The 22,441-nt window shown below is 72.0% G+C and carries 20 protein-coding genes; 15 read left to right on the forward strand and 5 right to left on the reverse strand.

The features are described from left to right. The first annotated feature begins 141 nt into the window (after positions 1-141). The 6 genes from ACZ6MA_RS24110 to ACZ6MA_RS24135 all read left to right on the forward strand — a co-directional run bounded on the left by ACZ6MA_RS24110 (position 142) and on the right by ACZ6MA_RS24135 (position 5,920). Positions 142-510 (forward strand): STAS domain-containing protein, encoded by a 369-nt coding sequence (locus ACZ6MA_RS24110; protein WP_469435996.1) that lies wholly within the window; start codon positions 142-144, stop codon positions 508-510. Between the two features lie 205 nt (positions 511-715). Further along, positions 716-1,210: an ATP-binding protein gene (locus ACZ6MA_RS24115; RefSeq protein WP_398048827.1), complete on the forward strand. Its 495-nt coding sequence runs from the start codon at positions 716-718 to the stop codon at positions 1,208-1,210. Positions 1,211-1,424: 214 nt separating this feature from the next. Further along, a complete protein-coding gene (locus ACZ6MA_RS24120) occupies positions 1,425-2,180 on the forward strand; it encodes a peptidase (protein WP_469435997.1) in 756 nt (251 codons plus the stop codon). A 40-nt stretch (positions 2,181-2,220) separates the two neighbouring features. After that, the gene (locus ACZ6MA_RS24125) at positions 2,221-3,120 is read left to right on the forward strand and encodes a COG1470 family protein (protein ID WP_469435998.1); all 900 of its coding nucleotides are present in this window, start codon (positions 2,221-2,223) and stop codon (positions 3,118-3,120) included. Further along, positions 3,117-4,526 carry a hypothetical protein gene (locus ACZ6MA_RS24130; RefSeq protein WP_469435999.1) on the forward strand — a complete coding sequence of 470 codons (1,410 nt, stop codon included), beginning with the start codon at positions 3,117-3,119 and terminating at the stop codon, positions 4,524-4,526. The genes ACZ6MA_RS24125 and ACZ6MA_RS24130 overlap by 4 nt, the downstream gene beginning before the upstream one ends. 38 nt (positions 4,527-4,564) lie before the next feature. Further along, positions 4,565-5,920 (forward strand): hypothetical protein, encoded by a 1,356-nt coding sequence (locus ACZ6MA_RS24135; protein WP_469436046.1) that lies wholly within the window; start codon positions 4,565-4,567, stop codon positions 5,918-5,920. 69 nt (positions 5,921-5,989) lie between these two features. Here ACZ6MA_RS24135 and ACZ6MA_RS24140 read toward each other — a convergent pair whose 3' ends face one another. Continuing rightward, positions 5,990-7,522 (reverse strand): peptide MFS transporter, encoded by a 1,533-nt coding sequence (locus ACZ6MA_RS24140; RefSeq protein ID WP_469436000.1) that lies wholly within the window; start codon positions 7,520-7,522, stop codon positions 5,990-5,992. Between the two features lie 466 nt (positions 7,523-7,988). Here ACZ6MA_RS24140 and ACZ6MA_RS24145 point away from each other — a divergent pair, with 466 nt between their 5' ends. Together ACZ6MA_RS24145 and ACZ6MA_RS24150 are read left to right on the forward strand one after the other, a co-directional pair. After that, positions 7,989-8,669: a response regulator transcription factor gene (locus tag ACZ6MA_RS24145; protein ID WP_469139750.1), complete on the forward strand. Its 681-nt coding sequence runs from the start codon at positions 7,989-7,991 to the stop codon at positions 8,667-8,669. 47 nt (positions 8,670-8,716) lie between these two features. Continuing rightward, positions 8,717-9,994 (forward strand): ATP-binding protein, encoded by a 1,278-nt coding sequence (locus ACZ6MA_RS24150; protein WP_469436001.1) that lies wholly within the window; start codon positions 8,717-8,719, stop codon positions 9,992-9,994. A 38-nt stretch (positions 9,995-10,032) separates the two neighbouring features. On the opposite strand, the gene ACZ6MA_RS24155 is transcribed toward ACZ6MA_RS24150, so the two are convergent. After that, entirely contained in the window at positions 10,033-10,548 is a 516-nt protein-coding gene (locus tag ACZ6MA_RS24155) for a GtrA family protein (protein ID WP_469436002.1), read from the reverse strand. Positions 10,549-10,750: 202 nt separating this feature from the next. Between ACZ6MA_RS24155 and ACZ6MA_RS24160 the strand changes: the two genes are divergently transcribed. The 3 genes from ACZ6MA_RS24160 to ACZ6MA_RS24170 are packed head-to-tail and all read left to right on the forward strand — an operon-like array spanning position 10,751 to position 13,631. Further along, on the forward strand, positions 10,751-11,902 hold the full coding sequence (locus tag ACZ6MA_RS24160) for a 5-(carboxyamino)imidazole ribonucleotide synthase (RefSeq protein ID WP_469436003.1): 1,152 nt from the start codon (positions 10,751-10,753) through the stop codon (positions 11,900-11,902). Then, a complete protein-coding gene (gene purE, locus ACZ6MA_RS24165) occupies positions 11,899-12,423 on the forward strand; it encodes a 5-(carboxyamino)imidazole ribonucleotide mutase (RefSeq protein WP_469436004.1) in 525 nt (174 codons plus the stop codon). The genes ACZ6MA_RS24160 and purE overlap by 4 nt, the downstream gene beginning before the upstream one ends. Before the next feature lie 2 nt (positions 12,424-12,425). Beyond that, the gene (locus ACZ6MA_RS24170) at positions 12,426-13,631 is read left to right on the forward strand and encodes a dipeptidase (protein WP_469436005.1); all 1,206 of its coding nucleotides are present in this window, start codon (positions 12,426-12,428) and stop codon (positions 13,629-13,631) included. A gap of 81 nt (positions 13,632-13,712) precedes the next feature. Here ACZ6MA_RS24170 and ACZ6MA_RS24175 read toward each other — a convergent pair whose 3' ends face one another. Further along, positions 13,713-15,053, reverse strand: a complete 1,341-nt coding sequence (locus ACZ6MA_RS24175; RefSeq protein WP_469436006.1) for a UDP-glucose dehydrogenase family protein — start codon at positions 15,051-15,053, stop codon at positions 13,713-13,715. Between the two features lie 188 nt (positions 15,054-15,241). Between ACZ6MA_RS24175 and ACZ6MA_RS24180 the strand changes: the two genes are divergently transcribed. Together ACZ6MA_RS24180 and ACZ6MA_RS24185 are read left to right on the forward strand one after the other, a co-directional pair. Then, the gene (locus ACZ6MA_RS24180; protein WP_469436007.1) at positions 15,242-16,402 is read left to right on the forward strand and encodes an acyl-CoA dehydrogenase; all 1,161 of its coding nucleotides are present in this window, start codon (positions 15,242-15,244) and stop codon (positions 16,400-16,402) included. A 139-nt stretch (positions 16,403-16,541) separates the two neighbouring features. Beyond that, positions 16,542-17,333 carry a VOC family protein gene (locus tag ACZ6MA_RS24185; RefSeq protein ID WP_469436008.1) on the forward strand — a complete coding sequence of 264 codons (792 nt, stop codon included), beginning with the start codon at positions 16,542-16,544 and terminating at the stop codon, positions 17,331-17,333. Between the two features lie 77 nt (positions 17,334-17,410). Here ACZ6MA_RS24185 and ACZ6MA_RS24190 read toward each other — a convergent pair whose 3' ends face one another. Continuing rightward, positions 17,411-18,784 carry an LCP family protein gene (locus ACZ6MA_RS24190; RefSeq protein ID WP_469436009.1) on the reverse strand — a complete coding sequence of 458 codons (1,374 nt, stop codon included), beginning with the start codon at positions 18,782-18,784 and terminating at the stop codon, positions 17,411-17,413. Between the two features lie 119 nt (positions 18,785-18,903). On the opposite strand from ACZ6MA_RS24190, the gene ACZ6MA_RS24195 reads away from it, so the two are divergent. Further along, positions 18,904-19,452, forward strand: coding sequence for an acyl-CoA thioesterase (locus ACZ6MA_RS24195; RefSeq protein WP_469436010.1), 549 nt, complete (start codon positions 18,904-18,906; stop codon positions 19,450-19,452). A gap of 169 nt (positions 19,453-19,621) precedes the next feature. On the opposite strand, the gene ACZ6MA_RS24200 is transcribed toward ACZ6MA_RS24195, so the two are convergent. Next, on the reverse strand, positions 19,622-21,124 hold the full coding sequence (locus tag ACZ6MA_RS24200; RefSeq protein WP_469436011.1) for an LCP family protein: 1,503 nt from the start codon (positions 21,122-21,124) through the stop codon (positions 19,622-19,624). Positions 21,125-21,311: 187 nt separating this feature from the next. Between ACZ6MA_RS24200 and ACZ6MA_RS24205 the strand changes: the two genes are divergently transcribed. After that, on the forward strand, positions 21,312-22,343 hold the full coding sequence (locus ACZ6MA_RS24205; RefSeq protein WP_469436012.1) for a glycosyltransferase family 2 protein: 1,032 nt from the start codon (positions 21,312-21,314) through the stop codon (positions 22,341-22,343). The last annotated feature ends 98 nt before the right edge of the window (positions 22,344-22,441 follow it).

Below are 22,441 nucleotides of genomic sequence, written 5' to 3' on the forward strand. Positions count from 1 at the left end.
TCCACATGGCAAGTCCACGTTGTCCGTTTATATACGAAAATGCCGGATGTTCGGCTTCCGGCCTGCGTATCGAAGGCGTACTCTTCTCGCAGCGCCACGCAGGTACAGCAACAGCACGCAGCACACCGAGAAGGGACGCGCATGGACCGCGGGATGGTCGGCAGTGCGAGCAGAGGCCGGCTGAATGTAGAGGTCCGGCGGCAGGGGGCGAGCGCGATCGTCAGACCTGCGGGTGAGCTCGATCACCATACGGCCGAATTGCTGCGCGAGCCCCTTGAGGCGTGCGCCGAGGAGGCCGGGGTCCGGGTGATCGTGGACTGCTCCGAACTGGCGTTCTGTGACTCCACCGGCTTGAACGTGCTGCTCGGGGCCCGGCTCAAGGCCGAGGCCGTCGGTGGCGCCATCCATTTGGCCGCCATGCAGCCGGTGGTCGCCAGGGTCTTCGAGATCACCGGGGCCGAGGCCGTCTTCGCCGTGCACGACACGGTCGACGCGGCGCTCTCCGGCTGATCCTCCGGTCCGGCCCGGCCCCGTTCGGCCCGTCCACTTCGGCCCGCTACCTGTGGTGCTCCTCACGCGTTGTCCGAGTCACGGGAACCGCGCCGAAGAAAGTGGGTGTTCTCACGGTCCGGTCGGGCAGGAGTCTGCTGAATCCATTTCAATGTGCCAGGTATCCAACTTTTCTCAATCGGTGAATCGGTGAGGTGAAGCGCTGATGAGCACCACCCGGCCGTACCCGCCGCCGGGCGACCGCGGTCCGGAGGCGGACGGCGCTGCCTCGGCCGGTCCGCCCCGGCCGAGCGGGCAGGTCCGCAGGCTCCACCTGGTGGGAGTCAGCGGTGCCGTGCCGCGGTCCCGCGACTTCACCCGGCAGGCGCTGTACGACTGGGGCTGGCTCCCCGCGGCCTCCGCCGATCACCGGGCCGCCGCCGAGGACGTCCTGCTCGTCGTCTCCGAGCTGGTCACCAACGCCTGTCTGCATGCGAACGGCCCCGACGAACTGCGGGTGGCCTTCGCGGGCAAGGTGCTGCGGCTTGAGGTCGTCGACCTCGGCAGCGGTACGCCCACCCCCCGCAACCCGCACCGCGCGGGCCGCCCCGGCGGCCACGGCATGTTCATCGTGGAGCGGCTCTGCCTGGACTGGGGCGTCGTCCGCAACGAGGGGGGCAACGGCAAGACGGTGTGGGCCGAGCTGGCCGCACCCGCGTGACCACGGGCCGGCCGGTCCCCCTGCCCGGCTGACCTGCTCCTTCCGCTTCTCCCCGGCCCCAGGGGCCGGGCCGGTGCACCACCGCACGCGCCGCCGGGCACCACGGCGGCGTGTTCTGCGTCTTCCCTCGGCACGGTCCCCGGCGTACTGTCGGCGCCCGATCTGATGTGTCGTCAGTGATTTTCGGTACGGCACCGGACGAGAGGGGAACGAGGTGTCCCACCCCCAGCGCCACCCCCGACGGCCCATCCGCCATGCCCCCGCGCGCCGCGCCGCCGCGCTGACCCTGGCCACGGCCCTCGCCGGCGGGTCGGCGCTGCTGCTCGCCCCGGCCGCGCACGCCGAGACGATCGACGTCAACTACCAGTGCAAGACGCCGATCGGGGACAAGAGCGCCGTATCGCCCATCGACATCAAGGGAGTGGCGAGCGGCTCGGCCTACCGACTCACCATGTCCTTCCAGAAGGGCGTCTCCTCCAGCCCCGTCGAACTCGGCAAGGGCGCGATGAAGCCGAGCGCGCTCATCAAGCTCGGCGGTGCGGAGAACGGGACGGTGGCCGTCGCCGGGCCCCCCAACGACGCGCCGGTTCCGGCCAACACCCCCATAAAGATCAGCGACTTGTCGGGCACGTACACCCCGAAGAAGAGCGGCAAGGTCACCTTCACCGCCGGCACCCTCACGATCGCCGCGCTGGGCACGACGACCACGTGCACGCCCGCCAACGCCCCCAAGCCGTCGCTGACCCTCGACGTGAAGGGCCCGGGCGGCTCCGACGGTACGAGCGGTGGGACGGGCGGTACGGGGGGCACGGGCGGTTCCCCGGGCTCCACCGGCGGCGGTGAGCTGCCACGGACCGGACCGGCGGATTCCGCCGTCGCCCTCGGCACCCTCGGCGGCACCGTGCTCCTCGCCGGAATCGCCGGCACCCTCTGGCTGACCCGGCGTCAGCGCACCGGCTCCGCCCGGTAGCGCGGCCACGAGGCCCGACCGCGTCCGCAGGGAGCCGCCGATGCCGTCCCGGACCACCCGCACCCGCAGTACCTGCCGTCTCCGCCGTCTCCGCACGTTCGGCCGTGCCGTCGTCCCCGCCGCCGTCGTCGCCGCGCTGTGCGCGCTGTCCGCCGCGCCCGCCACGGCGGACGCCCCGCCCTGGTCGGCGGCGCCCGCGCCGGGCGGCTCCCGGGGGCCGGGCGCGGAGGACCGTTCCTCCTTCTTCCTGGAGGGCGGCCCGGGCACGGTGATCGAGGACCGGCTCACGGTCGTCAACCCCGGCGACCGGGCCCGCACGGTGGCACTGCGCGGCACCGGCCCGTGGATCGCCCTCGCCACGCGGCGGGTGCGGGTCCCGCCGCGCACCCGCGCCGATGTGCCGCTCACCGTCACGGTCCCGGCCGGCACCGGGCCCGGCGACCACCACGCGGCGGTCGTCGCCACCGGGGACGGCCTCCGGGCCCGGGTACCGATGGCGGTGCGCGTGAGCGGCACCGCGCTGCCCGCCCTGTCGGTCGAAAACGTGCGGATCAGCGGCACGGGCGGCACCGCGGTGATCCGGTACGCCCTGGTCAACCGCGGCAACACCACCCTCGCCCCGCGCCTGACGATCCGCGCGAAGGGCCACTTCGGCGAGGTGCTCAACCGCGCCGCGCGCGACGTCCCCGCAGCGCTGGCGCCGGGCAGCGCCGTCCGGTTGACGGAGAAGTGGCCGGACGCCCCACGGGTGGACCCGGTCGAGGTCCGGATCACCGCACAGGCCCCGGGCGCCGCACGGGCCACCGCCTCCGGCTCGTACACCCCGCTGCCGTGGCTCGTACCGACCGCCCTGGCCGGGCTCGGGGCGGCGGTCGCGGTCGTCGTCGGCCGGCGCCTCGTGCGCCGCCGTCGCCGTCCCGGCGCGGGAGGCCCGGCGTGAGCCGCCGCCCGTGGTGGTCCGGGGCGCTGGCGGCCGCGCTGCTCGCCTCGACCGCGTTCGTGCCGCCGTCGGCCGGCCGGGCGGCGGCGGAGGGCCCCACGGCAGCCGTGGACCGCCCCGAGGCGGGCAAGGGCGGCAGCGTCACCGTGACCGGCACGGGGTGGCGGCCGGGGGACCTCCTCACGCTGCTGCTGTGCGGGCGGAACATGACGGGCGGCACCAACGACTGCGCCAACGCGGACGGCCGGACCGTCCGCGTCGGCGACGACGGCCGGTTCGCCCGGAAGATCCCCGTCGTCGAGCCGCCCAAGCCGTGCCCGTGCGTCGTGCACGTCACGACCGTCACGGGGGAGCGGGCCGCCGCCGACGCCCCCTTCCGCGTCGCGGGCCACCCCGTCGAGCCGCTGCCCCCGCAGACCGGCCGGGAGCGGCTGAGCGTGCTCGGAGCCCGTCTGGAGGGCTCGAGCACACTGCTGACCTGGTTCGGCGCACCCCCACGGCGCGAACTCGTCGTCACCGTCGGCAACCTCGGCCCCACCCCGGCCCGGAACCCGGTCTTCCGCGTCGGCACCGCGCACGGCGTGCTGGCCCCGGCCTGGGAGGAACAACGCTGGCGCGGCACGGTCGCCGCCGGGGCGAAGGCGCGGGTCGCGCTGGACGTGGAACTGGCGGCCGGGGCCCACGGCGACTACGTCGTCTCACTCGAATACGGCGGCAGACTGCTGGTCGAGCAGCCGTGGAACGTCCCCCGGCCGTGGGGCGTGACGCTGTTCTGGGCCCTGCTGTGCGTGGTCGTCCCGGCGGCGGTCTTCCGAGCGGCGATGGCGGCGGCGAAGGCGACGGCGGCCCGCCGCCACCGGTTGGTACGGGCACCCCGGGGCTGGTCCCGGGCCCCGTCCCGCCCACCGGCGAGGGCGCCCGGGGCCGTGGGCCCCGGCCCGGGAGCGGACGCGCCCCTCGGCCCGGCCACGGGCCCCGACCTTGCCGTCGCCGGGAGCCCCCGCCCAGGGGCGGGCCGCGACCCCGGCGGGGGGACGCTTCCCGGCCCTGCCGCCGCCACGCGGGCCCACCCGAGCGGCAACGCCGCCCGGGACGCGGGCACGACCACTGCCGCCGCCCCGGGCCCCGGGCCCGACTTCTGCCCCGCCACGGGCTCGGGTGCCGTGCCGGGGCCTGGTGCCGGTGGCAGCGCACCGGGGGGCAACGCGGGTGAGGTCCCCGCTCCCGGCACGGGCACCGGCGCCGGAGGCCCGGGCGTCAGCGCGGGTGAAGTCCCCGCTCCCGGCACGGGGCCCGGTGGCGGTACGGGCAGTGCCGCCCGCACGGGCCTCCCGTGGTTCGCCGCGGGGGCGCAGCCACAGGTTTCCGCACCATCCGACGACAGACCGACGGAGGGAACGACGTGAGTACGCGACGGAGAGCACGCGCGGCAGGGCTCGCGCTGATGCTGGGGGGTGCGGGGACGCTGCTGGCCGCGGGGCCTGTGCAGGCCGCCGAGGTGTCGTACGCGACCGAGTGCGTACCGCCCCCGATCTCGCAGCTGCCGCCCGTGCAGGGCACCACGCGGGCGGACATCACCGCCCCGGCGACGGCGAAGGTCGGCGACGAGATCGAGATCGTGTGGAAGACGGTCCAGGCCGCCGCCAAGAACCCCGACATCCTCGATCTGGACAAGGACACCGTCAAACCGACCGGGAAGATATCCCTCGGCGGCGCGCAGACCGGTGAGCTGGCCGTGGAGGGACCGCGGCAGAACCCGCCCATCCCCAAGAACAGCGCCATGCTCCTGCCCGACATGAAGGCGAAGGTGAAGCTGACGAAGGCGGGCGAGGTGACACTCACCCCCGGCGCCTACGCGATCAACGTCAGCAAGCCGCTGTCCACCGACACCAAGTGCTCACCGAAGGAAGCGGTGAAGCCCGCCGCCACGATCAAGGTGACGAGCGGCTCGTCCGACACCAGCGGTGGCACGACGACAACCGGTGGTACGACCACGACCGGCGGCACCACCGGCGGGACGACCACCTCCGGAGGTACCACCGGTGGAGGCGACCCCGGTGACGGGCCCCTCACGGGCAAGGAGGTGAACGTCGACTACCGGTGCAAGTCGCCCATCGGTGACAAGAACGCCACCTCGCCCGTCCAGATCAACGCCCTCCGCAAGGGCGGCAGCTTCGATCTGACCGTGAAGTTCGCCAAGTCCGTCATGAACAGCCCCGCCGAGATTCCCGCGAAGTCCGTCTTCCCGTCCATGGCGGTCACCGTCGGCGGCGCCGACAAGGGCAAGGTCGAGGTCGTCGGCGAGCCCAACAAGGGGCCGATCAAGACCAACGAGCCCATCGTCATCCCCGACCTCAAGGGCACGTACAAGCCCGGCGCCGACGGCAAGGCGACCCTCACCCCCGGTGTCCTCACGATCAAGGCCCTCGGCACCATCACCGTCTGCACTCCGGCCAAGGACCCCGGCGTGTCCCTCGTAGTGGAGACCAAGCAACAGCCCGGCGGCACCACCGGCACCACGGGTTCCACGGGTACGACAGGCACCACGGGTACGACAGGAACAACCGGAACTACCGGAACCACCGGAGGTACCGGCACCACCGCCACCGGCGGATCCACAAGCGGCACCACCGGCGGCACCACGAGCGGCACCACGAGCGGCAGCGGCAACGGCAGCGGCGGTCTCGCCTCGACCGGTGCGAGTGGCCCTCTGAAGGCGCTCGCCCTCGCCGCCGGGACGCTCGTCCTCCTCGGCGGGGCTGTCCTCACCTTCGTCCCCGGACGCCGGCCGCGTCGCTGAGACGCGGTCGCACGCGAAGGGCCCCGGCGCGGAGATCCGCGCCGGGGCCCTGTCACAGCCTTCTGGGGTTTACCGCACGTCGCCCATCAGGGCTTCGATCTTCTTGCGGTACATCCACACCGCGAAACCGGCGAGGGCCGCCAGCGTCGCCTGCAGCAGGATCATGCCGGTGCCGTTGAGGTCCACGCCCGCGATGGACAGCAGACCCGTGGTGCAGTCACCGGCGGTCACGGCGAGGAACCACACGCCCATCATCTGGCTCGCGTACTTCTGCGGCGCCATCTTGGTGGTGAGCGACAGACCCACCGGGGAGAGGCACAGCTCGCCCATCGTCTGGATCATGTAGATCGACAGCAGCCACATCGGGCTGACCTTGGTGCCGTCACCGGCCATCGCCATCGGGACGGCGAAGACGAAGAACGAGGCACCGATGACGACCATGGCCATCGCGAACTTCACCGTGGTGCTCGGCTCGCGGTCGCGGCGGGCGAGCCACATCCACAGCCAGGCGAAGACCGGGGCCAGCGCCATGACCCACAGCGGGTTGACCGACTGGAACCAGGTGGAGGGGAACTCGATCCCGAAGACGTTGTCCGCGGTCTTCTTCTCGGCGAAGGTCGACATCGTCGAGCCCGCCTGGTCGAAGATCATCCAGAACACGGCGGCGGCGACGAAGAACCAGATGTAGCCGCTGACCTTGGTCTGCTCGGTCGCCGAGAGTTCCTTGTCGCGCTTGATGCGGGCCAGGACGGTGACCGGGATGATCAGACCGGCGAGGGTGATCGGGATCAGCGCCCAGTTGAGCGTGAAGTGACCGGTGCCACCGACGACGCCGTAGAAGGCGGCCGCGACGGCGAGCCAGACCAGGCCCTTGGTGAGCGTCGACTTCTTCTCGGCCGCCGTCAGCGGCTTCGGGACGACGCTGCTCTTCGCGTCCAGGTGTCGGGTGCCCCAGAGGAAGAACGCCAGGCCGATCGCCATGCCGACGGCGGCGATGGTGAAGCCCAGGTGCCAGTTGTACTTCTGGCCGACGGTGCCGATGACCAGCGGGGAGAAGAAGGCGCCGAGGTTGATGCCCATGTAGAAGACGGTGAAGCCACCGTCGCGGCGCGGGTCCTGCGGGCCGTCGTAGAGGTGGCCGACCATCGTGGAGATGTTGGCCTTCAGCAAACCGGAACCGAGCGCGACGAGCGCCAGACCCACGAAGAACGGGGGCTTGCCGGGGATCGCCAGTGCCAGGTGGCCGACCATGATGGTGGCGGCCGCGATGGTGACGGTCTTGCGCGGACCCCAGACGCGGTCGCCGAACCAGCCGCCGGGCATGGCGAGCAGGTAGACCATCGCCACGTAGACGGAGTAGATCGCCACCGCGTTGGCCTCGGGCATCGCCAGACCGCCGCCCTGGCTGTCGGGCTTGGCGTCCGGGCCGCCGGCGATCAGGTAGACGACGAGAAGGGCGCGCATTCCGTAATAGCTGAAGCGCTCCCACATCTCCGTCATGAAGAGGGGGGCCAGGCCGCGGGGGTGGCCGAAGAACGTCTTGCCGGAGCCCGGAGAGGTCTTCTCCTGCTCGGCTGTGCCCTTCGTCAGGCTGGACGCCATGGTCAGTCCTTGAGTGCTCGGGACGCGCGTGGAGCTGTTGCGCGCCCGGGTGGGGGTTTGGCCGGCACCGGGCACCGCACTGCCCGTCCCCACGCCCCAGGGGTTCGACGCACCTCTGTAGAGGAGATCGGCAGGACAGCCGTGCACCGGGATCCACGCCCCCGCGCACCTTCGCGCGGCGGACCCGGCCTTCAGGTCATTCTCTGTGACGGGGCTGGTGGACCAGCCCTGTGCACAACAGGGACCCCCGGCGTGTTGGACATGCCGAAGGCCCCCGGTAGTGCTACAGACTTCCCGTCACCATACGTCAGACCCTGCCCGGAAAAGGAAGGAGTTGAGACATGGATCACAGGCGACTGTGGAACTGTTTGCCCACATTCAATGGTCCAGACCGGCCGGCGGCGGTGTTGCCGCAGGTAGCCCCATCCCCCTCCTGACATGCGGTCCAGCGGACTACCATCACTCCATGACCCGAGTACTGCTCGCCGAGGATGACGCTTCGATCTCGGAGCCGCTCGCACGCGCGCTGCGCCGCGAGGGGTACGAGGTGGAGGTGCGTGAAGACGGCCCCACGGCGCTGGACGCCGGCCTCCAGGGAGGGGTGGACCTCCTCGTTCTCGACCTCGGCCTGCCGGGCATGGACGGCCTGGAGGTCTGCCGGCGGCTGCGCACCGAGGGTCACGGCTTCCCCGTGCTCGTGCTCACCGCCCGCGCCGACGAGGTCGACACCGTGGTCGGCCTGGACGCCGGTGCCGACGACTACGTCACCAAGCCCTTCCGGCTGGCCGAGCTGCTCGCCCGGGTGCGGGCCCTGCTGCGGCGCGGCACGGTCGAGGCCGCGCAGCAGCCGCCCACCACCCACGGCGTGCGGATCGACGTCGAGTCGCACCGCGCCTGGATGGGCGACGACGAACTCCAGCTCACCGCGAAGGAGTTCGATCTGCTGCGGGTGCTCGTCCGCGACGCGGGCCGGGTCGTCACCCGTGACCAGCTGATGCGCGAGGTGTGGGACACCACCTGGTGGTCGTCCACCAAGACGCTCGACATGCACATCTCCTGGCTGCGCAAGAAGCTCGGGGACGACGCCGCGAACCCGCGCTACATCGCCACCGTCCGAGGCGTCGGCTTCCGCTTCGAAAAGAGCTGACCGGCCTCCGCCGGGCCGTCTTCGTACCACCCCGCCCGGAGGGCACCGTGCGCCGCCGACTGATCAACTCCACCCTCGCCGTCGTGCTCGTCGTGATCGCCGTGTTCGGGATCTCGCTCGTCATCGTCGAGACCCGCACGATCGAGAGCAGCGCGCGGGAGAGCGTGCAGTCCGAGGCCGTCCGGCTGGTGAGCATCCTCGACAGCCGGCTGATCGGCGGCGAGCGCGTGGAGTCGGGGGTGCTGCGCGAGCAGATCACCCCCGACCGGTACGCGCGGGTCGACATCCCCGGCCGGGCCCCCATCGAGATCGGCGAGCGCCCCGGGGGCGATGTCATCGCCTCCACGGAGCGGGGCGAGCAGGGCGAGACCGTCCGGGTCGAGGAGTCCCGCTCGGCGGTCAGCAAGGAGCTGGGCCGCACCCTGATGGTGATCCTCACGGTGGCGCTGCTGGCCGTGATCGCGGCCGTCTTCCTCGCCGTGCGCCAGGCGAACCGGCTCACCGCGCCGCTGACCGACCTCGCCGAGACGGCCGAGCGGCTGGGCTCCGGCGACCCCCGCCCCCGCCACCGCCGCTACGGGGTGCCCGAGCTGGACCGGGTCGCGGACGTCCTGGACGCCAGCGCGGAGCGGATCGCCCGGATGCTCACCGCCGAGCGGCGGCTCGCCGCCGACGCCTCGCACCAGCTCCGTACGCCGCTGACCGCGCTGTCGATGCGGCTGGAGGAGATCACGCTGACCGACGACCCCGAGACGGTGAAGGACGAGGCGACCATCGCCCTCACCCAGGTGGAGCGGCTCACCGACGTCGTCCAGCGGCTGCTGACCAATTCCCGCGACCCGCAGTCGGGCTCGGCGGTGACCTTCGACCTCGACGAGGTCATCAAGCAGCAGCTCGAGGAATGGCGGCCCGCCACCCGCAGCGAGGGCCGGGCCCTGGTCCGCTCCGGCAAGCAGGGACTGCGGGCCGTCGGCACGCCCGGGGCGGTCGCCCAGGTGCTCGCCACCCTCATCGAGAACTCGCTGATGCACGGGGACGGCACGGTCGCCCTGCGCACCCGCGTCACCGGCAACCAGGCGGTGGTGGAGGTCACCGACGAGGGCCCCGGGGTGTCGCCGGACCTCGGATCGCGGGTCTTCGAGCGGACCGTCAGCGGCCGGAACTCCACGGGCCTGGGGCTGGCCGTCGCCCGGGACCTGGCGGAGGCGGACGGCGGGCGGCTCGAACTCCTCCAGCCGTATCCGCCGGTCTTCGCGCTGTTCCTGAGCCGGGAGGCGGGCGACCACGGGGACTGGCAGCCGGAAACGGGCCCGCCCGACGCCTGAGGACGCGCCCGCGGGGCGCTCGCCGCCGCGGGCCGGTCCTACCGGCCCGTTTCGCCGGCGCCGGCCCGCTGCGGCCGGTTGTCCAGGAACGATTCAGCAGTCTCCACGGCCACACGGGCGGGCAGTGCCCGGAACACCCAGGTGCGGTAGGACCAGAAGCGGAAGACCGTGCCGAGGCCGAGGCCGACGACGTTCTTGGCGATGTTGTCCGCCAGCGGCGAGGTCAGCCCGAAGCCGTAGTGCGAGAGCGCCAGAATGCCGTTCTCGATCACCAGCCCCACGCCGCTGAACAGCAGGAACAGCGTCAGCTCACGGCTGCGCCGGTTCCTGTCGCCGGCCCGGTAGGTCCAGTAGCGGTTGCCCACGTAGTTGGTGCCGATCGCCACACCGGTCGCTATGACGCCCGAGCGGACCACCGCGAGATCGAGGCCGTGCCGGCAGATGTTGAAGACGATGAAGTTCACCACGAAGCCGACGGCACCCACCGCCCCGAACTTCGCGACCTCGCGGGCCAGTCGCTCCAGCCGGGCACGCACTGCGGACCGTTGACTCATAGGGATCGTCAGGCTCCGTTGCTGGGCGAAACTGGGCAGAGGGCAGCCTTCATGCTAACCAGCGGGGCCCGCCGGCAACCCTGGAGCCCGGTGAACGGCCGGCGAACGCACCCCCCTTACGGCCCCGGCCGGGGCACCCCGGCTCTTGGACGATCCTCCAGGGGCGGTCGGCACGGATCGTCCGTACGGATACTCTGGGAGCGTGACGTTCCCGGTAGTCGGCATGGTCGGCGGCGGCCAGCTCGCCCGTATGACCCACGAGGCGGGCATCCCCCTCGGCATCAAGTTCAAGCTGCTCAGCGAGACCCCGCAGGACTCGGCGGCCCAGGCGGTCGGGGAAGTCGTCATCGGCGACTACCGCGACCTGGACACCCTTCGTGCTTTCGCACAAGGCTGTGACGTGATCACCTTCGATCACGAGCACGTCCCCACCGAGCACCTACGGGCCCTGGAGGCGGACGGCATTCCCGTCCGCCCCGGGCCCGACGCGCTGGTCCACGCCCAGGACAAGGGCGTGATGCGGGCCAAGCTCATGGAGATCGGAGTGCCGTGTCCCCGGCACCGCATCGTCGAGGACCCCGCCGACGTGGCGCGGTTCGCGGCGGAGGGCGACGGGTTCCCCGTCGTGCTCAAGACGGTGCGCGGCGGCTACGACGGCAAGGGGGTGTGGATCGTCCGCGGCGTGGAGGACGCGAGCGAGCCCTTCCGGGCCGGCGTGCCCGTCCTCGCGGAGGAGAAGGTCGCCTTCACCCGCGAGCTGGCCGCCAACGTCGTCCGCTCCCCGCACGGCCAGGCCGTCTCCTACCCGGTCGTGGAGTCCATCCAGGTCGACGGCGTCTGCGACACCGTCATCGCGCCCGCGCCCGATCTCTCCCCCGAGCTGTCCGCCCACGCGCAGCGGCTCGCCCTCAAGGTGGCCGCGGAGCTGGGCGTGGTCGGACACCTCGCCGTGGAACTCTTCGAGATCCGCAACGCCGACGGCTCCCACGAGGTGCTCGTCAACGAGCTGGCGATGCGCCCGCACAACTCCGGCCACTGGACCCAGGACGGCGCGGTCACCTCGCAATTCGCCAACCATGTGCGGGCGGTGCTGGACCTGCCGCTCGGCGACCCGCGCCCGCGCGCCAAGTGGACCGTCATGGCCAATGTGCTCGGCGGCGACTATCCGGACATGTATTCCGCGTACCTCCATTGCATGGCACGCGATCCCGGGTTGAAGATCCACATGTACGGCAAGGACGTCAAGCCCGGTCGCAAGGTCGGACACGTCAACACTTACGGCGACGACCTGGCGGAGGTGCGCGAGCGCGCCGCCCACGCCGCCGGATACCTGCGAGGAACGATCACGGAATGACTGCTCCTGTTATCGGCATCGTCATGGGCTCGGACTCCGACTGGTCCGTCATGGAGGCCGCCGCCCAGGCCCTGGACGAGTTCGAGGTCCCCTACGAGGTCGACGTGGTCTCCGCGCACCGGATGCCGCGCGAGATGATCGCGTACGGCGAGGGTGCCGCGGGCCGCGGGCTGAAGGCGGTCATCGCGGGCGCGGGCGGCGCGGCCCACCTGCCCGGCATGCTGGCGTCCGTCACCCCACTGCCGGTCATCGGCGTGCCCGTGCCGCTGAAGTACCTCGACGGCATGGACTCCCTGCTCTCCATCGTGCAGATGCCCGCCGGCGTGCCCGTCGCCACCGTCTCCGTCGCGGGCGCCCGCAACGCGGGGCTGCTCGCCGTCCGGATGCTCGCCGCCCACGACACCGAGCTGATGGCCCGGATGCGGCACTTCCAGGACGAGCTGAACGAGCAGGCCACCGAGAAGGGCAAGCGGCTGCGCGCCAAGGCCATGGGCAACGCCCGCTTCGGGTTCGGGAAGTGACCATGAGCGCCACCCCGGCCGCCGGTCACCTCGCCCGCGCCCACGAGCTGCTCGCCGCGCACCCCGTCGTCGACGGCCACAACGACCTCCCCTGGGCCCTGCGCGAGCAGGTCCGCTACGACCTGGACCGGCGTGACATCGCCACCGACCAGAGCGGCACCGGCCTGCACACCGACCTGCCCCGGCTGCGGGCGGGCGGCGTCGGGGCCCAGTTCTGGTCCGTGTACGTCCGCACGGACATGGCCGGCGACGAGGCGGTCAGCGCGACGCTCGAACAGATCGACGTCGTGCGGCGGCTGGTGAATCGTTACCCCAAGGAGCTGCGGCTCGCGCTCACCGCCGACGACATGGAGGCCGCCCGCGCCGAGGGCCGCATCGCCTCCCTGATGGGCGCCGAGGGCGGGCACAGCATCAACTGCTCCCTGGCCACCCTGCGCGCCCTGCACCGCCTCGGTGTCCGCTATATGACGCTGACCCACAACGACAACGTCCCGTGGGCGGACTCCGCGACCGACGAGCCCGTGGCGAACGGTCTGACCCGCTTCGGCGAGGAGGTCGTCCGCGAGATGAACCGCCTCGGCATGCTGGTCGACCTCTCGCACGTCTCGGCCGACACGATGCGGGACGCGCTGCGGGTCACCGACGCGCCGGTGGTCTTCTCGCACTCCTCGGCGCGCGCCGTCTGCGACCACCCGCGCAACGTCCCCGACGACGTGCTCGGCTCGCTCGCCGCGAACGGGGGCGTGGCGATGGTGACCTTCGTGCCGAAGTTCGTCCTGCCCGCCGCCGTCGAGTGGACCCGCCGGGCGGACGAGAACATGCGCGCCAACGGTCTGCACCACCTCGACACGTCCCCCGCCGCGATGGCCGTGCACCGCGCCTTCGAGGCCGCGAATCCGCGCCCGGTCGCCACGGCGGCGACGGTCGCCGACCACCTCGACCACATGCGCGAGGTCGCGGGCATCGACCACATCGGCATCGGCGGCGACTTCGACGGCACGGCGTTCACCCCGGCGGACCTCGCGGACGTGGCCGGCTACCCCAACCTGATCGCGGAACTGCTGCACCGCGGCTGGTCCGACACCGACCTGGCGAAGCTGACCTGGCAGAACGCGGTACGGGTCCTGAGGGCGGCGGAGGACGTGGCCCGCCGGCTCCAGACGGTGCGGGGCCCGTCGATCGCGACGATCGACCAGCTGGACGGCTGAGGTCAGGGCGCCCTCGATCGCCGGACAGGCTGGAAAATCCAGCCCGTCCGGCGATTGAGGACAGATCTTTGAGCGGCCCGCTCAGGCCCGAGGCCGGCCCATGGCCCGGTAGGTCCAGCCGGCGGAACGCCAAGCGCCGGCGTCCAGCGCGTTGCGCCCGTCCAGGATCCGCCGCTCCGACACGACCTCGCCCAGCGCCGCCGGGTCCAGCTCGCGGAACTCGCCCCACTCCGTGAGGTGCAGCACCACGTGCGCCCCCTGGCACGCCTCCAGGGCGGTCGGCGCGTAGCCGAGGGTCGGGAAGAGGCGGCGGGCGTTGTCCATGCCCTTGGGGTCGTAGACGGTGACCTGGCCGCCCTGCAGGTGGATCTGTCCGGCGACGTTCAGCGCGGGGGAGTCGCGGACGTCGTCGGAGTCCGGCTTGAACGTGGCGCCGAGCACCGCGACCCGCTGCCCGAGGAAGCCGCCGCCCACCGTCTCGCGGGCCAGCTCCACCATGTGGCCGCGGCGACGCATGTTGATGGAGTCGACCTCGCGGAGGAACGTCAGCGCCTGGTCGGCGCCCAGCTCCCCGGCGCGGGCCATGAAGGCGCGGATGTCCTTGGGCAGGCAGCCGCCGCCGAAGCCGATGCCGGCCCGCAGGAACTTCTTCCCGATCCGCTCGTCGTGGCCGATCGCCTCCGCCAGCTTGGCCACATCGCCGTCGGCGGCCTCGCAGACCTCGGCCATGGCGTTGATGAAGGAGATCTTCGTGGCGAGGAAGGAGTTGGCGGCCGTCTTGACCAGCTCGGCCGTCGGATAATCGGCGACGACGAACGGCGACCCCTCGCCGATCGGCTTCGCGTACACCTCGCGCAGCAGCTTCTCGCCGCGCTCACCGGCGACGCCCACCACAATGCGGTCCGGGTGCAGGGTGTCCTGGACGGCGTAGCCCTCGCGCAGGAACTCCGGGTTCCAGGCCAGCTCGACGTCCGCGCCCGCCGGGGCCAGTTCGGTGAGGCGGGCCGCGAGCCGGGCCGCGCTGCCGACCGGGACGGTGGACTTGCCGACGACCAGCGCCGGGCGGCGCAGATGCGGGGCCAGGGCGTCGAAGGCGCTCTCGACGTAACTCATGTCGCACGCGTACTCACCGTGCTTCTGCGGGGTGTTCACGCAGACGAAGTGGACGTCGCCGAACTCGCCGGCCTCCTCCCACGACATGGTGAAGCGCAGCCGGCCGGTCGATCCCTCGATCCCGGCGACGTGCCGGCGGAGCAGTTCCTCCAGCCCCGGCTCGTACATCGGCACCTTGCCGCGCCCGAGCATCTCGATCTTCTCGGGCACCACGTCCAGGCCGAGCACCTCGAACCCGAGCTCGGCCATGGCCGCGGCGTGGGTGGCACCGAGGTAGCCGGTGCCGATCACGGTGATCTTGGGGGCCATGCGTGCGCTCCATGTGCTGGCGGGCTGGACTGTGCGCCGAGCATAGTCGGGGCCCGGAGCGGGAAGGTCCCGGGGAGATCCCGGCGCCGCCCGGGCGCTGTCGGCAAGCTCACGTATCCCCGTGCGGGGGGCCGCCCCTAGAATCGGGTTACTAAACGGTAGTTAACTCTTTGGGGAGTGAATCCACCTTGGCGGGATCAAAGGACTTCGACCTGTACCGGCCGTCCGAGGAGCACGACGAGCTCCGTAAGGTCGTGCGCTCGCTCGCCGAGGCGAAGATCGCGCCGTTCGCCGCCGAGGTGGATGAGGAGGGCCGCTTCCCGCAGGAGGCGCTCGACGCGCTGGTCGCCTCCGACCTGCACGCGATCCACGTGCCCGAGGAGTACGGCGGCGCCGGCGCCGACGCGCTCGCCACCGTCCTCGTCATCGAGGAGGTCGCCCGGGTGTGCGCGTCCTCCTCGCTGATCCCGGCGGTCAACAAGCTCGGCTCGCTGCCGGTCGTGCTGTCCGGCTCCGAGGAGCTGAAGAAGCGCTACCTGAGCCCGCTCGCCAAGGGCGACGGCATGTTCTCGTACGCCCTCTCCGAGCCCGACGCGGGCTCGGACGCGGCCGGCATGAAGACCAAGGCCGTGCGCGACGGCGACTTCTGGGTCCTCAACGGCGTCAAGCGCTGGATCACCAACGCGGGCGTCAGCGAGTACTACACGGTGATGGCCGTCACCGACCCCGAGAAGCGTTCCAAGGGCATCTCCGCGTTCGTCGTCGAGAAGTCCGACGAGGGCGTCTCCTTCGGCGCCCCGGAGCGCAAGCTCGGCATCAAGGGCTCCCCGACGCGCGAGGTCTACCTCGACAACGTCCGGATCCCCGCCGACCGCATGATCGGCGAGGAGGGCACCGGATTCGCCACGGCGATGAAGACCCTCGACCACACCCGTATCACCATCGCCGCCCAGGCCCTCGGCATCGCCCAGGGCGCCCTCGACTACGCCAAGGGCTACGTCCAGGAGCGCAAGCAGTTCGGCAAGCCGATCGGCGACTTCCAGGGCATCCAGTTCATGCTCGCCGACATGGCCATGAAGATCGAGGCCGCCCGCCAGCTGACGTACGCGGCCGCCGCCAAGTCCGAGCGCGGCGACAGCGACCTCACCTTCCAGGGCGCGGCCGCCAAGTGCTTCGCCTCGGACGTGGCGATGGAGGTCACCACCGACGCCGTCCAGCTCCTCGGCGGCTACGGCTACACCCGTGACTACCCGGTCGAGCGCATGATGCGCGACGCCAAGATCACGCAGATTTACGAAGGCACGAACCAGGTCCAGCGCATCGTCATGGCGCGCAACCTGCCGAAGTAACCCTTCGGGCGCCCGCCGCGACGGCCCCCGGCAGTCCGCCGGGGGCCGTCGCGCGTACGGGTGAACGCCGGTGGCGGTATCGGGCCGGGGCGCCGAAGGTGGGGGCGGTGGGGGTCGTACTGCCCTGGAGGCTCATGACATGCCCGAGGTAACCGCTCCGTACAAGCCCGGCACCCCCTGCTGGGTCGACCTCATGGTCCCCGACCAGCAGGCGGCGCTCGACTTCTACCGCGACGTGCTCGGGTGGCAGGGCGAGATCGGGCCGCCGGAGACCGGTGGGTACGCGGTCTGCACCCTGAACGGGAAACCCGTGGCCGGCATCATGACCTCGATGTCACCCGACCCCGACCAGCCGACCCCGCCGACCGTGTGGACCACCTACCTTGCCGCCTCCGACGTGGACGCCGTCGAGAAGAGGATCGCCGACAACGGCGGCACCGTGGTGATGCCGGGCATGGACGTGCTCACGCTCGGCCGGATGTCGGTCGTCGCCGACCCCACGGGGGCGATCTTCGGGCTCTGGCAGGCCCGGGACTTCCCCGGCGCGCAGGTCGTCAACGAGCCCGGGGCGCTGATCTGGAACGAGCTGAACACCAGCGACCCACAGGCCGCCGCCGCCTTCTACTCCGCCGCGCTCGGCATCGAGACGCTCCCCATGGAAGGAGCGGAGGACTACTCGGCGCTCCAGGTCGAGGGCCGGGCCGTCGGCGGCACCCAGGGGCTGGACAAGCTGCCGCCCGGCACGCCCTCGCACTGGCTGTGCTACTTCGCCGTCGACGACACCGACAGCACCGTCGACGCCCTGACCCGGGGCGGCGGCAGCGTGCTCGTCCCGCCCTTCGACATGGTGGCCGGGCGGATGGCCATCGTGCGGGACCCGCAGGGCGGCACCTTCGCGGTCATCGACGCGGCGGGGCCCGCGTCCCCCTAAGGCACCGCCGCCCGCAGGGGAACACGGCAGGGCCCGTGGCCGGTCACCGGCCACGGGCCCTGCCGTCATGCCCGCGCTCACTTGTCGGAGACGGTGACCTTCTGGTCCTTCTTGAGCTGGTCGAAGAGCTGCTTGGCCTTCGCCGTGTCCCACTTCACCGCGACACCGTCCGTGCGGGTCGGGTAGTTCGCGCTCGCGATCGGCACGGTCATCTGCTTGCCGTCACCGCCCGTGGCGCCCTTCATCGCCCAGAACATCGAGGCGAGGTCCCACAGCTCCATGTCCTTGTCGACGATGAGCGTGTCGAGACCGGAGCCGATGACGGGGTAGAGGCGGAACGGATTGAGGATCGTCGAGGGCGAGGCCGCCTGGTTGGCCAGGGTGTTCAGGAACTTCTGCTGATTGCGCATCCGGCCCAGGTCCTGGTCCGCCTCCTGGTGGCGCTGGCGCACGAAGGCCAGCGACTGGGCGCCGCTCAGCTCCTGGCAGCCCGCCTTGAAGTCCGCACCCGAGTCCCGGTCCTTCAGCGGCTTGTCCAGGCACATCTCCACGCCGCCCAGCGCGTCCACCAGATTGCGGAAGCCGCCGAAGCCGATCTCCGCGTAGTGGTCGATGCGCAGGCCCGTGTTGAACTCGATGGTCTGCGCCAGCAGCTCCGGGCCGCCGTCCGCGTACGCCTGGTTCAGCTTGTGCGTGGCGGCGGGGAAGCTCTTGCCGGACTCCTTCCCCTTGAAGGCGGGGATGGTGACGTAGGAGTCACGCGGCAGGCTCAGCATCGTCGTGCCGTTGTCGCCCGTGTGCACGATCATCATCGAGTCGGTGCGCTTGCCCTCCGCCGACCCGGTGTGCAGTTCCTTCTTGTCTCCGTCCGAGAGGCCCTCGCGGCTGTCGGAGCCGACGATCAGGTAATTGGTGCCCTCGCCCGCCGCCGGACGGTCCTTGACCTGACCGAGGTCGACCTCGCGGCGCACCTTGGAGTCGGCCCAGAAGTACGTGCCCACCGAAACGGTCAGCAGCGCCGCGACGAACGCGATACCGCCGATCTTGACGCGCTTGCGCCAGTCCGGGGCGCCGGCCCGCGAACCGTGCGGGCGACGGCCGCCCGGGCCGCCGCCCGGACCGCCGCCGGTGGGGCCGTGCCGGTGTCCGCCGGGGCCGGACGGGCCGCCACGGCCGTAGACCTGGCCCGTGTTGTAACCGTCGCCCGGGCCGCCGGCCGCGTGGGCCGCGCCCTCGCCGTACCCGCCGCCCTGGCCCGGCACACCGTGGCCGCCGCCCGGGGCCCGCGCGTAGCCGGGCCCGGGGGCCGGCTCGGCGGGGCGGCGCTGCGGGGGCGGGGCGGTGCGCCGGATCCGCGGCATGGCACGCGCGCCTTCCGGCTCGGCGTTCGCGGCGCCGTTTCCGTACCCGTCCTGGCGGTCGTCGGTCCGCCCATCGGCCCAATTGCTCATGACACGAGTGTGCCCGCTGTGGCGACCCGCCTTACAGGGGGGAGACGGGTTCGGGGCCGGGCTGTAGCAGAGCTGATGCAAAGCCGCCGGTGCCCCCGGGCCCGCATACAGTGGTGGACATGACCAATCAGGACCGCAGCCCGGAGGCGGAGATACCGGGCAAGCCGACGTCCGCTTCCCGCACGACGCTCTCCCACATCATGACCGGCAGCGACACCAATCTGCTGGGCACCGTCCACGGCGGCGTGATCATGAAGCTGGTGGACGACGCCGCGGGCGCGGTCGCCGGGCGGCACTCCGGCGGCCCCGCCGTCACGGCCTCGATGGACGAGATGGCCTTTCTCGAACCGGTCCGGGTCGGTGACCTCGTCCATGTGAAGGCCCAGGTCAACTGGACCGGCCGGTCGTCCATGGAGGTCGGCGTGCGGGTACTCGCCGAGCGCTGGAACGAGTCGACGCCCGCCACCCAGGTCGGCAGCGCCTACCTGGTCTTCGCCGCCGTCGACGAGGAAGGCAAGCCCCGGCGCGTTCCGCCGGTGGTCCCGGAGACGGAGAAGGACAAGCGCCGCTACCAGGAGGCCCAGATCCGGCGCACGCACCGGTTGGCTCGCCGCCGGGCGATCATGGAGCTGCGCGAGAAGAGGATCGCCGAAGGCTTCGGGGACTGATCCCGGCGGCGGCGAGCGCCCTGCGGGCGCGTCCTCAAACGCCGGACGGGCTGGAATGGGCTGAGCCCGGCCCCATCAGCCCGTCCGGCGATTGAGGACACCGCCGCGCAGCGGTGGTGCGCACACCACGGGTCGCAGCGCCCGCCCACATGACCCGCCGGGCTACGGCCTACGCGGCGGACGGGCAGACCACCTGGTCTCCCCGGACGGCCGTCGGTGCGGCACCGGCCTGCTGGGGCGGGTCCTGGGCGCGTACCTGCTGCACGCCCTTGAAGTCCGTGCCCAGCGTCACCTTCATCAGCGGGCCCTGCCCCGGCGCCGGGCGCAGCTCCGCGCCCGGCAGCGCCGCCGCGACCGAGCGGACCGAACGGTCCCAGCGCGGATCGTAGGAGATCACCGTCCGCTGAGCCGGCGGCCCGGGCGCGTCCGTGGGCAGCCCGGTGGTGGCGAAGCCCGTCGCGTGCAGCGCCTGGTCGGTCTCGCGGCCCAGCCCGGGGCGGCCGCTGCCGTTGAGGACCTGCACCCGGATCTGCCCGGGGGCCACGTCCACCGGCGTCGCGGGCTGGTTCGCCGACGGGCCCTGCGGCTTCGCGTCCTGCGGCCGCCGGGGGGCGTGCACGGTCAGCGGCCGGTCCTCGCGCAGGGCCTGGAACATCTTCTGGGCCGCCGCCTCGTCCCACTTCACCGTCGAGCCGACGCGCGGGACGGGGAAATTCGCGATGCCGATCGGCACCGACGCGAACTCCGCCGAGGCGGGCGTCAGATTCTTCATCCCCTGGGCCAGCCCGACCAGCTCGTCGCTGCCGAAGCCCCGGTCGGCGCGCACCGAGCCGAGCAGCGTCGTCGACACCTCGTGGAACTTCACCGGGTTCAGCAGGCCGTCACCGCCGGCCGCCTTGTGGATCAGCGAGGCGAGGAACCGCTGCTGCCGCTGCATCCGGCCGAGGTCGGAGCCTCCGTCGAGATGCCGGGAGCGCACGTACTGGAGCGCCTGCCCGCCGTTGAGGTCGCTGGGGCCCACGGGCAGGTCGAGACCGGTGTAGGCGTCCTTGAGCGGCCGTACCGTGCACACCCGGACCCCGCCCAGCACGTCGACCGTCTTCATGAAGCTCGCGAAGTCGACCTCCAGGTAGTGGTCGACGTGCACCCGGGTCAGCTGTTCCACCGCCCGGACGGTCAGGCTCGGGCCGCCCTCCGCGTACGCCGCGTTGAGCTTCTGCGGATGGGCGGGACGGATCCGCCCCTGCGCGTCGGCGCGTTCGGGGATCTCGACGTAGGTGTCGCGCGGCAGGCTGATCACGGTGGCCCGGTCGTGCCCGGCGGAAAGGTGCACCAGCATCACCGTGTCGGTGCAGTGACAGGGCGCGCCGCCCAGCCGGTAACGGGTCCGCTCCTCCGCCGTGATCTTGTCGCGGCCGTCCGTGCCGACGACGAGGATGTTCTTGCCCTGGCTGCTCCGCGGCCGGTCCGACAGCCCCCCGAACGGATCCACCCGCCCGATGCCGCCCTCGATCCCCGCGACCACCGCGTGTCCGATGCCACCGGTGCCCAGCACGGCCACGGCGGCTCCGGTGGCCAGCCGCAGTCCCCAGCGCGGGCGGCGCGGGGCGCCGTGGCGGGGCCGGTTCGGGCGGGGGCGGGCCTGGCGGGGGGAGCGGGCCGGTGCGGTCACTTCGAACCTCCGCGACGGACTGGGCAGAACCGGGGAAACGGTAGGCCCATACGATCGTCGGTTCGCGGCCCCACGCCGTCCGAGCGGGGCCTGCCACCCGGGCGGGGCGCTTTCGGGTGCCCCATTGGCGTAACGTGACCGACGATCCGCCGTCCGCCGGGGGCACCCCCCGTACCGCCGAGGAACCATGCCCGATCAGCAGCCGCCCGCCGTTTCCGTCATCATGCCGGTGCTCAATGAGGAGCGGTATCTGCGCACCTCCGTGCGGCACATCCTGGAACAGGACTACGCCGGTGAACTCGAGGTCGTGATCGCCCTCGGTCCCTCCACGGACCGCACCGACGAAATCGCCGCCGACCTGGTGCGGGAGACCGCGAACCACCCCCGCGCCCGGGTCCACACCGTGCCGAACCCGACCGGCCGCACCCCCGCCGCCCTCAACGCCGCGATCAAGGCGTCACGCCACCCGATCGTGGTACGGGTCGACGGTCACGGAATGCTCTCGCCGAACTACATCGCGACCGCCGTGCGGCTGCTGGACGAGACCGGTGCCCAGAACGTCGGCGGCATCATGCACGCCGAGGGCGAGAACGACTGGGAGCGGGCCGTCGCCGCCGCCATGACCTCGAAGATCGGGGTGGGCAACGCGGCCTTCCACACGGGAGGCGCGGCCGGCGAGGCGGAAACCGTGTATCTGGGTGTCTTCCGGCGGGAGGCCCTGGAGCAGCAGGGCGGGTACAACGAGGAGTTCATCCGGGCCCAGGACTGGGAGCTGAACTTCCGGATCCGTGAGGCGGGCGGGCTGATCTGGTTCTCCCCGGAACTCAAGGTCTCCTACCGGCCCCGCCCCAGCGTGCGGGCGCTCGCCAAGCAGTACAAGGACTACGGGCGTTGGCGGCACGTCGTCGCCCGCTTCCACCAGGGCTCGATCAACATGCGCTACCTGGCCCCGCCGACCGCCGTGCTCGCCATCGCGGCCGGGATCGTGGTCGGCGCGACCGTCACCCCGTGGGGTCTGCTGGTCCCGGCCGGGTACCTGGCGGCGATCACCGCCGGTTCGCTGCCGGCGGGCAAGGGACTGTCGCCGGCCGCCCGCGTCCGGATCCCGGTGGCCCTCGCGACGATGCACATGTCCTGGGGATTCGGCTTCCTCACGAGTCCGCGTGCGCTGGCCAAACGGGTCATCGCCAGCCGTCGCCCGGCCGTCCGGGCGGGCTAGGCCTGTCCTCAATCGCCGGACGGGCTGCTGTTCTGTGTCCTCAATCGCCGGACGGGCTGGATTTTCCAGCCCGTCCGGCGATTGAGGACGCGCCCGCA

This window comes from Streptomyces sp. NPDC042259 (genome assembly GCF_055582085.1).